Source organism: Paenibacillus sp. JCM 9796 (assembly GCF_055379675.1).
Map to the genome: position 1 here is coordinate 1,116,829 of NZ_AP043723.1, position 12,720 is coordinate 1,129,548.

The 12,720-nt window shown below is 55.2% G+C and carries 14 protein-coding genes; 6 read left to right on the forward strand and 8 right to left on the reverse strand.

The genetic code is table 11. The features are described 5' to 3' along the window. Nucleotides 1-15 precede the first annotated feature (15 nt). Nucleotides 16-1,179 carry an MFS transporter gene (locus ACZ439_RS05470; RefSeq protein WP_127606129.1) on the reverse strand — a complete coding sequence of 388 codons (1,164 nt, stop codon included), beginning with the start codon at nucleotides 1,177-1,179 and terminating at the stop codon, nucleotides 16-18. A 154-nt stretch (nucleotides 1,180-1,333) separates the two neighbouring features. On the opposite strand from ACZ439_RS05470, the gene ACZ439_RS05475 reads away from it, so the two are divergent. Next, nucleotides 1,334-2,521, forward strand: a complete 1,188-nt coding sequence (locus tag ACZ439_RS05475; RefSeq protein ID WP_141333801.1) for a putative glycoside hydrolase — start codon at nucleotides 1,334-1,336, stop codon at nucleotides 2,519-2,521. Nucleotides 2,522-2,581: 60 nt separating this feature from the next. Here the strand turns inward: ACZ439_RS05475 and ACZ439_RS05480 are convergent, their stop codons facing one another. The 3 genes from ACZ439_RS05480 to ACZ439_RS05490 all read right to left on the reverse strand — a co-directional run bounded on the left by ACZ439_RS05480 (nucleotide 2,582) and on the right by ACZ439_RS05490 (nucleotide 3,809). Beyond that, a complete protein-coding gene (locus tag ACZ439_RS05480) occupies nucleotides 2,582-3,283 on the reverse strand; it encodes a uracil-DNA glycosylase (RefSeq protein WP_464620736.1) in 702 nt (233 codons plus the stop codon). Further along, nucleotides 3,268-3,465, reverse strand: coding sequence for a hypothetical protein (locus ACZ439_RS05485; protein ID WP_328133349.1), 198 nt, complete (start codon nucleotides 3,463-3,465; stop codon nucleotides 3,268-3,270). Before ACZ439_RS05485 ends, ACZ439_RS05480 begins: the two co-directional genes overlap by 16 nt. A 137-nt stretch (nucleotides 3,466-3,602) precedes the next feature. Further along, entirely contained in the window at nucleotides 3,603-3,809 is a 207-nt protein-coding gene (locus ACZ439_RS05490; protein WP_054796818.1) for a DUF3906 family protein, read from the reverse strand. A gap of 193 nt (nucleotides 3,810-4,002) precedes the next feature. On the opposite strand from ACZ439_RS05490, the gene ACZ439_RS05495 reads away from it, so the two are divergent. After that, the gene (locus tag ACZ439_RS05495; RefSeq protein WP_054796817.1) at nucleotides 4,003-4,461 is read left to right on the forward strand and encodes a peroxiredoxin; all 459 of its coding nucleotides are present in this window, start codon (nucleotides 4,003-4,005) and stop codon (nucleotides 4,459-4,461) included. Nucleotides 4,462-4,635: 174 nt separating this feature from the next. Here ACZ439_RS05495 and pfkA read toward each other — a convergent pair whose 3' ends face one another. The 4 genes from pfkA to ACZ439_RS05515 form a co-directional block, all read right to left on the reverse strand. Further along, the gene (gene pfkA, locus ACZ439_RS05500; RefSeq protein ID WP_127606139.1) at nucleotides 4,636-5,601 is read right to left on the reverse strand and encodes a 6-phosphofructokinase; all 966 of its coding nucleotides are present in this window, start codon (nucleotides 5,599-5,601) and stop codon (nucleotides 4,636-4,638) included. A 98-nt stretch (nucleotides 5,602-5,699) separates the two neighbouring features. Beyond that, complete coding sequence (locus ACZ439_RS05505; protein WP_054799236.1) at nucleotides 5,700-6,776, reverse strand: tetraprenyl-beta-curcumene synthase family protein; 1,077 nt, start codon at nucleotides 6,774-6,776, stop codon at nucleotides 5,700-5,702. Continuing rightward, nucleotides 6,763-7,368, reverse strand: coding sequence for a hypothetical protein (locus ACZ439_RS05510; RefSeq protein ID WP_054796815.1), 606 nt, complete (start codon nucleotides 7,366-7,368; stop codon nucleotides 6,763-6,765). The genes ACZ439_RS05505 and ACZ439_RS05510 overlap by 14 nt, the downstream gene beginning before the upstream one ends. 63 nt (nucleotides 7,369-7,431) lie before the next feature. Next, the gene (locus tag ACZ439_RS05515) at nucleotides 7,432-7,749 is read right to left on the reverse strand and encodes a hypothetical protein (protein ID WP_054796814.1); all 318 of its coding nucleotides are present in this window, start codon (nucleotides 7,747-7,749) and stop codon (nucleotides 7,432-7,434) included. A gap of 173 nt (nucleotides 7,750-7,922) precedes the next feature. On the opposite strand from ACZ439_RS05515, the gene ACZ439_RS05520 reads away from it, so the two are divergent. The 4 genes from ACZ439_RS05520 to ACZ439_RS05535 all read left to right on the forward strand — a co-directional run bounded on the left by ACZ439_RS05520 (nucleotide 7,923) and on the right by ACZ439_RS05535 (nucleotide 12,719). After that, nucleotides 7,923-9,296 carry a hypothetical protein gene (locus ACZ439_RS05520; protein WP_054799235.1) on the forward strand — a complete coding sequence of 458 codons (1,374 nt, stop codon included), beginning with the start codon at nucleotides 7,923-7,925 and terminating at the stop codon, nucleotides 9,294-9,296. After that, nucleotides 9,293-10,480, forward strand: coding sequence for an MFS transporter (locus tag ACZ439_RS05525; protein ID WP_230876123.1), 1,188 nt, complete (start codon nucleotides 9,293-9,295; stop codon nucleotides 10,478-10,480). The genes ACZ439_RS05520 and ACZ439_RS05525 overlap by 4 nt, the downstream gene beginning before the upstream one ends. A gap of 176 nt (nucleotides 10,481-10,656) precedes the next feature. Next, on the forward strand, nucleotides 10,657-11,349 hold the full coding sequence (locus tag ACZ439_RS05530; RefSeq protein WP_054796813.1) for an ABC transporter ATP-binding protein: 693 nt from the start codon (nucleotides 10,657-10,659) through the stop codon (nucleotides 11,347-11,349). Further along, nucleotides 11,346-12,719 (forward strand): ABC transporter permease, encoded by a 1,374-nt coding sequence (locus ACZ439_RS05535; RefSeq protein ID WP_054799234.1) that lies wholly within the window; start codon nucleotides 11,346-11,348, stop codon nucleotides 12,717-12,719. Before ACZ439_RS05530 ends, ACZ439_RS05535 begins: the two co-directional genes overlap by 4 nt. Nucleotide 12,720: the final 1 nt, after the last annotated feature.

A 12,720-nucleotide genomic window follows, 5' to 3' on the forward strand; every position in this document is an offset into this window, starting at 1 on the left:
TTCCAAGCCATCCGCCTACACGGCAGGATGGTTTTTTTTACGCATATAGGCCTGCGTACCGAATGTGAGCACAGCGGCGAGGCCGGCTATCACCGCACCGAAGAGATACATATCATTTCCGCCGAATACGTCTTTGACGAAGCCGCCGGCGTAGCCGCCCGCGATCCCGGCCAATCCGAGAAATACCATGGACAGCATCGATTGTCCCGTCGATTGCAGATGGTCAGGTACAAGACGTACGACGTAATGCACCGAGGTAATCCAAAACACGGCGAAGGTGATGCTCTGCGTCGTTTGCAAAAACATGAGAATAACCGGGTCTTGAATAAATCCGTACAACAACCAGCGGATCGTATACAGCACCGCCACGATGCCGAGCAGAGCCAGTTCGTGAAACCTGTTCAAATACCGCCCCAGCAGCGCAAAGGTAGGGATTTCACTGCCTGCGGCAAGCGCCCATGCCCAGCCGACCATCACATCGGAGCCGCCCAAATCTTTTAAATACAAAGCAAACAACGAATCGTTCATCCGGTGCGGAACCATGATCAGGAAAATGAGAAATAAAAACCATATAAACTGTTTGTTGCGCAGCATGCTGCCGAAAGCGCGCAACGATACGACAGCGTCGCCTTTCCCCTTCTCGTCGCGCAGCAGCAGTAGAAGAAGCATCGGCAGAACCCATATCGTCCAGTACAGGAAAGAAAGATTATGCATGCCTCCGAGCGCCGTGAGCAGGAAACCCGACGACAAGGACAGCAGCATGAAGCCGACCGAGCCCCACATTCGCACGGAGCCGTACGTCGCATGCGCCCGCTCCGCCACACGTATCGACAAGGTATCGAGCAGCGGCGTCGAAGACAGCATGAAGAAATACAGCATGAGCATGAAGATGAACGCACTCATATACCCGCTCGTTCCGAAGATGCCGATACTGGACAATATCGTCATGCCCCACAAGCAAAAAATAATGAGCTTCAACGTTTGATAACGATCGCTGATATATCCCCACATCGGTTGGGCGAATATCGTGATGAACGGTCCGATCATCATCAACAGCCCGATTTGCGAAGACGAATAGCCGCGCTCCCCCAAATATAACGGCAAAAAAGGATTAAGTACGCCGGTCGTTGCATAATATGAAAAATTAAGGCCCCGCAATTTCCAAAGCTGCTTGTTCATCATTACCTTCCTTTAATCAAACTAAGATCGCATGTCCCATCGGCCATCATTCTTTGCATTGTAGCACGGTTCGTCAAATTGTATCAAAGCTGTCTATCGATTTTCGGTTTCTTTGGTATAATGATAGATATTATACTAGCAGGGAGAGACGAACATGGAACTCTTAGTGGCCGCGTTATTCATGGCTTGGAGCGGCGTTAGCGCCGACCATCCCGACGCCACGTTCGAACAAATGGTGCAGGCGTCCTTAGATTCCAAGAACGCCATCGTGCAGCAAACGCAGCCAGCCGCAACCCCGAACGGCAATCCCGAAGACCCGCTTAAGCCGGCCGTCAAGCTGGACCCGCAGAAGGACGCCCCCGCCGTAAAAGGCATCTATGCGACGGCGCACAGTGCCGGCGGCTCGCGGATGAACACGCTGCTCAAGCTGATGGATGACACCGAGCTGAACGCAATGGTCATCGATGTGAAGGACGATTGGGGGTATATTACATACGATACCGGGAATCCGGCCTTGCTTGCCATGGAGACAACGCAAAAAATTATTCCCGACGTGGGCAAGCTTATGTCGACGCTGAGTGAGCACGACGTATACCCGATTGCCCGCATCGTCGTATTCAAAGATACCTTGTTGGCCAAAAAACGTCCTGATCTTTCTTTCTTAAACGCAGACGGTTCCGTCTGGGGCAATAGTAAAAATCCACCCGACAGCTTCGTGAATCCTTATAAAAAAGAAGTATGGGACTACAATATCGAAGTGGCGAAAGAAGCCGTAAAAGCCGGATTTAAAGAAATACAATTCGACTACGTCCGGTTTCCGGAAGGCTTCGAGAAAAGGGCCGACTCCCTGAAATACGACAAAGACGACCGGACGCGCATCGATGCCGTCGCCGAGTTCGTCAAATACGCGCACGAGCAGCTCGCTCCGCTCGGCGCAAGGGTGTCCGTAGACATTTTCGGTTATGCCGCTTCCGTACCGGCTGCCGAAGGGATCGGGCAAGATTTTCAAAAAATTTCGCAGAACGTCGACGTCATCTGTCCGATGATTTATCCGAGCCATTATTCGACCGGCTGGTTCGGCTCTAAAGTGCCGGACGCCGCTCCCTACGCCACCATTGACGGCGCGACTAAAGATACGCACAAAAAACTGGAACCGCTTCAGGAGCTCAAGCCCGTCGTCCGCCCCTGGATTCAAGACTTTACCGCCACTTGGGTGCCGGGGCATATCCGGTACGGCAAGCAGCAGATCGAAGAGCAGATCCGCGCCTTGAAGGATAACGGTGTGGAAGAGTTTCTGCTGTGGAACGCCGTGAATACGTATACGCCGGACGTCGATTACTAAAAGAGAGCGGATCGCACCGCAAGTATGGGGCGATCCGCTCTCTTTGGCATGGCGGATAGTTTATGCGCTGCTGCCTCGGCGAACGCCGAGATCGGGCAGCTGCCAATCGATCGCTTCGCTGCCGATGCTTTGCAGGAAAGCATTCGCTTGCGAATACGGCTTGCTGCCGAAAAATCCCCGATGCGCAGATAGCGGACTGGGATGCACGCTTCGCAGGATGAGATGGCGCCGGTTCGTGATCAGCTGCATCTTCTGCTGGGCATGACTGCCCCAGAGAATGAATACGATCGGCTTCTCCCGTTCGTTCAACAGCGAGATGACGCGGTCGGTGAACCGCTCCCAGCCTTTTCCTTTATGCGAATTCGCTTCTCCTTCCCGAACTGTCAGCACGGTGTTCAGCAAGAGAACGCCCTGCTGCGCCCAAGGCACCAAATACCCGTTATCGGGCAAAGGGCAGCCCAGATCGTCCCGCAACTCCTTCAACATGTTCTGCAGCGAAGGCGGCGCAGGAATGCCCGGCTTGACGGAGAAGCTGAGACCGTGAGCCTGACCCGCCCCATGGTACGGATCCTGCCCCAGGATGACGGCCCTCACATCGGCATATGCCGTAAAGTGTAAAGCGTTAAACAGATCGTGCATGTCCGGATATACGGTGCGCGAAGCGTATTCCCGCTTCAAAAACTCCCGCAGCTCCAAATAATACGGTTGTTTAAATTCGTCGGCCAATAAATCGGCCCAATCGTTCGTCAGGATCGCTGCCACGATTCCCTCTCCCTTATCTGTGTTTCGTGAGCCGCACGAGCCAATGAACGAAATAGCCGACAGGCCGCTCTACCCTTGCTCGGGTTTTGGCGTCCTCCGGCTGAACTAACGGATAACCCAGGCTTGCCGTCGAAATGGTCGAAGCCGACAAAGTCAAGCGCATTCTTCCACGCGCCGGACAAGCTGCCCCAATATTCCTGCCGTCGCCAATACGATGCCGTCGGCGGCGGGCAATCCTTGCCTTAGCTCGTTCACATGAGCGCCGTTAGACTCGGGTATCTTTACTGTAAAACGGAAGCGGCTTTACCACAACATCGGTTTAGGCTTGCAAGTCCATTACGAAGCCTGCGCCTCTGGTCGCTCGTTTCTTCTCGACGATAGCGGCCTCTAGCACCTCCGGCGTTTTCACGTAAAACCGGGCCAGCAGCCCTTCAATCTGGTCGAAAGCTTCTTCGTCCCGTTCGGCCAACACCACCAAGCGGATTTGCCGGTCCTGCAATTCAATTTCCATATTGTATAAGTACATCGATGATCCCTCCGTTCTCCGGGCATAGCTTGCTCTCCCATCCTACCGGATTCGCCAGGCTTTGGCAAGACCAAGGAGGGTTGCTCCGGCGGCGGCGCAGCCACCCGAATTGCGGCCGGTTAGCTTCATCCGTTACAATGAGGGATGAGACAAGATTTCCATTCTAGTTTCGCAGGAAATGGAGGAACAACACATGCTGGCAGTCGGCACACCGGCTCCCGCATTTACTGCGGAAAGCACGCAAGGCACGATCCGTCTCGACGAAGATTTAGGCCGTCGGCCGATCGTTCTCATCTTTTACCCGAAGGACGAAACGCCCATTTGTACGAAGCAGCTTTGTGCCGTACGCGATTCGAAAGCGCAGTACGCCGAATTTGATGCGCTCGTGCTCGGCATCAACCCGGGCACCCTGGAGGAGCACCGCCGATTCGCGAATAAGTTCAACTACGATTTCCCGCTGGTCACGGACGAAGGCGAATCGATTCGGCAAGCGTACGATGTCGAGCAAACGTTGTTCGGATTGCTCGGTCAGCAGCGAATCGTATTTGTCATCGGCACCGATGGCAAAGTGTTCTATGCAGCGAAAGGCAACCGGCCGACGCACGAAATTTTAAATGCGCTTCGGTCGGAGCGAGCAAGAAGGGGCGGCTAGCCCCCTCTTCTTCCTCCATCGAACAAGCGGGTCCGCATACGGCAGTTGCGTAAGCTTGCCTCCGCTTCAAATAACGGGGAAACCATGAGGCAAATCTTCGGCAGGCGGCGAGGCTCCACCTGAACAAACAAGGGCTTCTTTCCGGGAAAGAAGCCCTTGTAAGGCAAGCCGCTATTATTGCGATAAACGTTTCGTCAGCTCATACAAATCCATATCAAATTCTTTCTTCGTGTGCACCACTTTATCGATATCGGTCAGCGTCAGCTGGCCCTTAATCACGCCGCATGCTTTGCCGGATTCGCCCTGGATTAAGCTCCGCACGGCGAAATCGCCGAGGCTGCTTGCCAGAATCCGGTCGTTATGCGTAGGCGCGCCGCCGCGTTGAATGTGCCCGAGCACCGTAACGCGTGGTTCTATGCCGTTGCGCTTCGTAATTTCCTGGGCAATGACCTCGCCCTTACAGACACCCTCTGCGACGATAACGATACTATGACGTTTGCCTTGTGCGAAATTTTCGGCCATCCGGTTCGAAATTTCGTCCAGGTCAAACGGCACTTCCGGTACGAGAATCGTCTCCGCCCCGCTGGCCAGTCCCGCGTACAGCGCGATATCGCCGCAGTGGCGGCCCATGACTTCCACGACCGACGAACGCTCGTGAGAGCTCATCGTATCGCGCAGCTTGTTGATGGCGTCAACGACGATGCTGACCGCTGTGTCAAAGCCGATCGTGAAATCGGTGAACGGAATATCGTTGTCGATCGTACCCGGAAGACCCATCGTTTTGATTCCAAGCTTGCTCAGCTTGTTCGCCCCTTGGTACGATCCGTCTCCGCCGATCACGACGAGACCGTCAATCCCCCGCTTACGCAAGTTGTCTGCACCGAGCTGCTGCCCTTCCGGCGTCATAAACTCCTTACAGCGGGCGGTTTGCAGAATCGTTCCGCCCCGTTGAATGATATCGCCGACGCTCCGCAAATCCATTTCCCGGATATCGTCATTAATAAGTCCGGCATATCCCCGCTGTACGGCAAACACTTCCAGGCCGTGAAACAGCCCGCTACGTACGACGGCGCGAACCGCCGCGTTCATTCCCTGCGAGTCGCCGCCGCTCGTGAGAACGGCAATTTTTTTTACTGTCATGATGGTTTCCTCCTTGTCGCTGCCCTTATTATCTCTATAAATATAAAACATTGGCATCTTAGGTTGGTCTTACATCGCTGTGGCGCTGTCCGCTCCCGCTACGTGGTCCTGCGAATCCAGACGCTGTTCACGAGGAAGAACAGCCGCATCCACGTGCTGCCTTTCATCAAACGGCGGGAGATACGCTTAACCTCCTGCTGCTTGCTGACCTTCGGATCGGACAAATATAACGCCAGCAGCCCCTCGATAATCATCCGGTGGAAAGCCGGATGCTCCAGCAGCTGCGAATGGCGCTTCGCCTCCTCGACGATCACGGCGATTCGTTCGACCGTGGCATCCATGTTCGCATAGTAGCTGCAAAAATTTAAATCACCGCCGGACAAATCTTCTTCTTGATCGATCAAATAATCGAGTAAAATGTGAAGCCCGCAGACGTACGGAAAGTACGCCTCATGAATGCGCTGTACCGTGTCCGCCTGCAAGCGCGATTCCGAAGCCGCCAGAAACAGCATAAACACCCCGAGCGTCGAACCCGTCGCCGCGGCAAATTCGTTCCATTGAATGGCCGGGAAGCGGCTCTTGTGACGTTCCCACCAGGTGAGCAGCGCCTCCTCGCGCAGCTCTCTGCGGATGTGCTTGTACACCTGCAAATCGCAATACAGCCCGACCAGTTCGCGAACCGAGGCAGCCACGAGCGGATAAGCCGGCAGTAAGCGGAGTGAGGCTTGACACGTTTTGACCAAATCGTTCAAATAATCCCCGTCTTCGCGCTCCGTCCGGAATTCGTAATATTCGTGGAGCGGCTCGGACGGATCGACGGCGTCCAGCATCGATTGATGCAGCCGGCGGAAATCGTCCGGGTCAAGCGAAGTGCTGCGGTCGCACAAATTATCCAAGTAGTCGCTGATCGTTTGGAACGCGACGATGAGCGGAATCAGCACATGACGCATCGCGGGATGAGCCGCCGCATAGACTGCGCCTCCGATACAGTGAAATTCCTTCGCCGTCATGCTGTCGATGGCCTGCTTCCGCAGCTCGGGATCGGGTATCGTTTCGGCTCGATCGCGCCAATAACCCAGCTGTTCACGTACGCCCGGCAGGACGTAGCGGTACACCCTCGAGACTAAACGAAAAGGCCCGTTCGGAACGGCCGCTTTGGAGCTACCGGGGTTCAAACAAATCCCCTCCTCCGCCGCTTAACGCGTAGCAGTGCTGCAGCAGCGCCCGCATCTCTTCCCATTGAAGCTCGATCAGCAATTGTTCCACGCGTTCATTTCTCGTGCGCGTCACCTGCATTTCGATAAGCCGGTTGAAGCCTGCAGGCTCGAAGCGCCCGTCCGCCGACCATTGTTCGAAAGCGGCCCGAAAGGAGGGATTTCCGATATCTTCCCACACGAACGCAGCAAGCCGCTCCCGGATCCGATCGGACCACTCCTGATGAGCGGGATGACCGCCGGCCATCCGAAACCAGTAGTCTGCATTCGGGTAATCCCCCTCCATCCGATGCATGATGGCGTGCCAGTAGCTGCCTTCAGGCGTATGGATGTCTTGCGAAAGGTTGTGCGAATGATCCAGGCTTTCATTAAATAGATGCAGCCCAGCCTTCACGGCAAGCGCGAAGCTGCGGCGTTCGCCTTCGAATCCGTCCGTGGACAGCTTGGAGATTTTCAAATCCGCCAAGTCGTCCAGTTCCTCCGTCGGGTACAAGGAAGGCCGATGGCTCGTCAGCTGCGCTGCGATCCGGCCGAGGCTTTCTGTCCAACTCACGTTACGCGAACCTCCCGGGGTTAATGGCGTCTATCGTCTTGAATTCGTCTCTACATTTTACATTTAATGATGCGCCGCACGGGCATCCATATCTTGATTGACACGGAACCATAAATGAAGCTCATTGATCGTGCTCGCAAGTTCTGCGATTTCGCTGTTCAGCCTGCAGGAGGTTGCAAAGTCGTCTTCCACATTCAACTGGTCCTGCTTCACGATAATGATCCGTTCGATTTGTTTGACCCGGTCGGGAATCGTTCCGCGGATCTCTTCCCAGCGCAGCAGCAGCTCGGCTTGCTCCCGTTTCGAGTAATCCTCGAAGTCTTTCTTCAGCTGAGGCAGCGGAATGCCGAGCCGTTCGTCCCATACAAAAACATCGGTCATGCGAGGTGCACCACCTTGTAAGCTTTTAAACCCGGACCTGCAAGAGGCACTCACAGTTTATTCTATTAATGTATCAGAAACAAGACCTTCGTTCCAGTAGGGAACGAAATTTTTCTCCTCCATTTTCAGGGTTCGTGGTATAATGTGGGGACTGTGTGAAAAGAGGGGCTGCTATGAATGAATCCGAGCACCAACGCGTAACGTTCAGCCAGCTGTTAGCCTTCTTCCTGCCGCTCGGCATATCGGCGAGCCTGGTTACCATCTCCCATGTCATTATTAACAGCACGCTGGCGCGATCGGCCAATCCGGAAATCATCATCGCCAGCTACGCCCTGCCGATGAGCATTCTCGGCATCACCGAGAAACCGGCCGTACTGCTCCGGCAAACATGCTCTACCCTGGTTCGCGACCGCATCTCCTTCCGGGCGATGTCCGTTGTGAGCCTCTATGTGCTCGGCACTATTCTCGCGCTCGGCGCCATCTTAAGCTATACCCCGGCAGGTCCGTGGGTGTTCGCCCGCCTGTTCGGAGCGGACCCGACGTTGATTGAACCGATGATGGATGTATTTCGCATCCTTATGTTCGTCAGCATTTTCTCAGGGCTGCGCTGCTTGTTTCACGGCGTCATCATTTTCAATATGCGTACCAAGTGGCTGACAATCGGCATGCTGATCCGGCTTATCGGCATGTACCTCGTCTCGCTTTATTTCATCCGCACCGGCGTAACAAGCGGCAAAGTCGGCGCCATCATCTTCCTTGTCGGCATGGTGATCGAGGCTGCCGTCAGCATATGGGAGGGCCGGTCGCTGCTAAAGCGCCACATTCCGGAAAAGAAGCCCGACCATCCGATTGAAAAGCCGTCGCAAATATTCAGATTTTTCAAGCCGCTGCTCTATTCGTCCGTCATTGCAGTCGTGTCGGTGCCAGCCATTAATGCATTTCTGGGCAAAACAAGCGATATTCAGTTAGCGATCGCCGCATTTGCCATCGCCGCCAGCGTGACGAACCTGGTGACCAGTTTCTTCTCCTACACGCATCAGATCGTCTTGAACTTTTACCGCAAAGATGCGCGGAAAGTGCTGCGCTTCGCCTTGATGCTGTCGTTAATTCCGACGCTGCTGCTCTCCCTGCTTTCCTACACGGACATCGGACCCTGGTTCATGGAGCAGGTGATGGGCGTGAACGAGCGGCTGATGCACGCTTCTCTGTCAACGCTTCGCGTATTTACGCTGTTGACGCTGGTTTTTCCATGGCTCGATTACGGCAACGGGCTGTTAATGCTGAGCGGCCAAACGAAAACGATGGTATGGTCACAAGCTGCAAACGTGTGCATAACCCTGTTAACCTTAGTCGTTTGCGTGTTCATGACGCCAGGCTGGAACGGGATGATCGGAGCGCTGGCGCAATCGCTGGGACTCGCGGCCGAAGCGGCCGTCGTCTGGCAGGTCCTGCGTGCAGCGGCCCGCGATCGGACGGTTCCGGGAAGCATCGGACCGAACACACGGACAGCGGACAAAATTAACACAGAATCGAGTGGACGCTCATGACTGCGGAATCGCCCATGAGGCGCAATGATCTGGTCTTACGAAGCTTTACGTTTTCCTTTTTTATGATGATCGCCATCATCACTTCGTATTTCCCGCTTTACTTTCAATACAGAGGATACACCACCATACAAATCGGTCTGCTGTACTCCGTCGGGCCGCTGGTCGGCATCGTCGCCAACCTGTTCTGGAGCATGATGAGCGACAAGTACCGGACGATCCGCAAGGTGCTCATCCTGATCGTCATCGGCCAGCTCGCGATCTCCCTGCTCGTGTTCCGGACGGATGCCTTCGCGTTAACGATTGCCCTGATGGCTGTCTTCTTTTTCTTCCAGCAGCCGATGATGTCGCTGAACGACAGCCTGATTCTGTTAACGGTCAGCGGAACCCGCAAAAGCTATGCCTCCTACCGGGTATGGGGCTCGATCGGGTTCGCCGCTGCGGCGCTCGGCTTCGGACAGCTGTTGAAATATTACGGTGCAACCTTAACGCCGGTGCTGACGGTCGGGGTGCTGATCATTTCGCTGCTGCTGGCCTTCCTGTTGAAGGACGCACGCGACCCGCAAATCAAGAAGCCCGACTTCTCGGGCTTCGTCCCGATAGTCGCTTCGCGGCCGTTCCTGGCCTTCCTGGTGACGCTGCTCATCGTAGCTACCGCGCACAGGCTCAATGACGGCTTCCTGGTCTTATACATGCAGGAGCTCGGAGCGAGCCCTTCCCTCATCGGCTGGTCGTGGGTGGCTTCCGCCCTCAGCGAAGTACCCGCTTTTTTCTTGCTTAGCAAATACGGTCACAAATATAAGGAGCTGCCGCTGCTGGCGGTTTGCAGCCTCGTGTACGGCATCCGCTTTCTGATGATGAGCTGGATCGACAACCCTCTCTGGGTCATCGTAACGCAATTGATGCATTCGGTGTCATTCGGCATCTTCCTGTTCACGGCGATCCGGTACATCCAAATGGTCATTCCCGATCAATACCGGGCAAGCGGACAAGCCGTGTTCGCCGTCATCTGGTCGGGGGTCGCCGGGCTGCTTAGCGGTACGATCGGCGGCTGGATCTTTAACGACTTCAGCCCGCAGACGATGTATGCCTTCGGATCGGGACTCGCGTTCGTAGCGATGATTTGCTTTCTCGTCCTTCACGCCCGGAGCACCGGTGCGAACGGCGCCCGCGATTTTCAAGCCTGACTATGCAGGATTCGCCGCCCCTTCGTTCGTCTAATAAGTCGAGCGAAACCGGGCGGCTTTTTGGTGCGGCGAAACTCACTTCTTAAAGATTTCTTAAGAACCGGTACAACGTGCAACGTTCTGGAAAGATCATCCGTCATACTCAGAGGTAGAACTATAAGTAACGGAGGGGTTATGTGCTTGCGGTCAATCAGTTGTCTCACAGCTTCAAGAACGGCGTAGAAGCTACGCCGGTGCTCCATGAAATCGATTTCCACATCGCCAAAGGCGAAATGGTCGCGCTGCTCGGCAGTTCGGGCTCGGGCAAGTCGACGCTGCTCAATCTCATGGCGGGCCTGATGAAACCGACAACCGGCAGCATCCTCATCGACGGCAGCCCGATCGAGAAAATGAGCGAAAATCAGCTCGCCGAATTTCGGCGTTCGCATATCGGTTTTATTTTTCAATCGTACGAACTGATTCCTCATTTGACGGTACGGGAAAATGTCGAGCTGCCGCTCGTATTTCAAGCTGTGAAACCAAAGGAGCGCCGGGACAAAGCGGTGTCGCTGCTGACGAAGGTCGGACTCGGCGAGAAAACGGAAATGTTCCCGTCCCAGCTGTCCGGCGGCCAGCAGCAGCGGGTCAGCATCGCGCGTTCCCTGGTGACCGAGCCGGCCATCGTGTTTGCCGACGAGCCCACCGGGAACCTGGATACGAAAACCGAGAAGGAGATCATCGACCTGCTGATCGAGCTGAACGGAACACTGGGCATTACGTTCGTCATTGTCACGCACGAGCTCGAGGTGGCCCGCCGCGCCCAGCGGGTCATTCAACTGCGGGACGGACGCCTCGTCGAAGACGGTGCATGGGCGGGTGAAACCGGATGAAGCTGACCGACTACATCAAGCTCGGCTGGGATCAGCTCAAGCGCCGGATCGTTGTCACCGCTTTATGCGCGATGGGAATCGCCATCGGCTCGGCTTCGATCATTGTCGCCCTCTCGTTCGGCGAATCGATCAACCAGTTCAGCAAGGCGCGGATGTACGATTTTCTGAAATCGGACGAAATTTCCGTCCGCTCTGGCAGCGGTCCGGAAACCGGGGCGCCGGACGGCGATCCGAACGCGTCCAAGCCCTACGAGCTGACCCAGAGCAAAATCGATCTGATTCGCAGCTTCCCGCATATGAAGGCGCTGTCGACCTATCGGACGTTACACGGGTTTCAATTGGAGCTCGATAACAAGAAGGGGTACTTGAACGAAATTTACGCAAGCGAGCTGGACACGCTTGACGATTTCGGCATCGAGCTCCAGCAAGGCGGCCCGTCCGACCTCGAGAATACGATCATCCTCAGCTACGGGGCGACGATGGGACTGCAGGACGAACAAGTGTCGAGAACACGAAACTACGAGAACGAACGCGAAGCGATGCAAGCCTGGCGCGAACAGCGGACGCTCGCCTATCCCATGTACCAGAAGCTGATTACGCTTGTGCCGCAAGGCTTCGGAGCGAGCAGCGGGGAGAGCGTCTCCATTCCTGTACGTGTCGCAGGCATTCTGAAGAAGCCCGAGGGCATGTCGGACGACATCGTCTCGAATCAGAAGATCGCCTATGTCTCACCCGCGCTCGGCAAACGATTGTCCGAGGCGCAGGCGTTAATGAACGGTGGTCAAGAAAGGCCGAACAGCGGCGGACAACCCGCGACAACAGCCGATTACGACGAAGTGAAAGTAAAAGTGACCGACAGCTCCCACGTCAAAGAAGTGGAGGAGCTGTTGAAGAAGCTCAAGCTTGATGTGCAGACGAACCTGTACCGGGAAGAGCGGATACAGTCCGAGCTTATGATCGTACGAATCGTGTTTGGCGGGGCCGGCTTGTTTATCCTGTTCGTCGCCTCGATTTCGATCGTCGTCGCAATGACGATGTCAACCTACCAGCGGCGCAGACAAATCGGCATCATGAAAGTGCTCGGGGCGAATCTGAGGCAAATCCGCAACATGTTCATGGTCGAATCCGCGTTGCTCGGACTGCTTGGCGGGCTAGTCGGCATTCTGCTCTCGTATTGGGTCGTCTGGGCGATCAATATCGTCATCATGCGTTTTTCGGGCGGATCCGGCAGCGAAGAGATTTTGTTCATCAGTCTGTGGATTTTGCCGCTCGGCTTGTTCTTCGCCATTATGACCGGTGTGCTGTCCGGCATTTATCCGGCTGTCAAGGCATCCCGCACCGATGCGTTAACTGCGATCAAACGGGATTAAT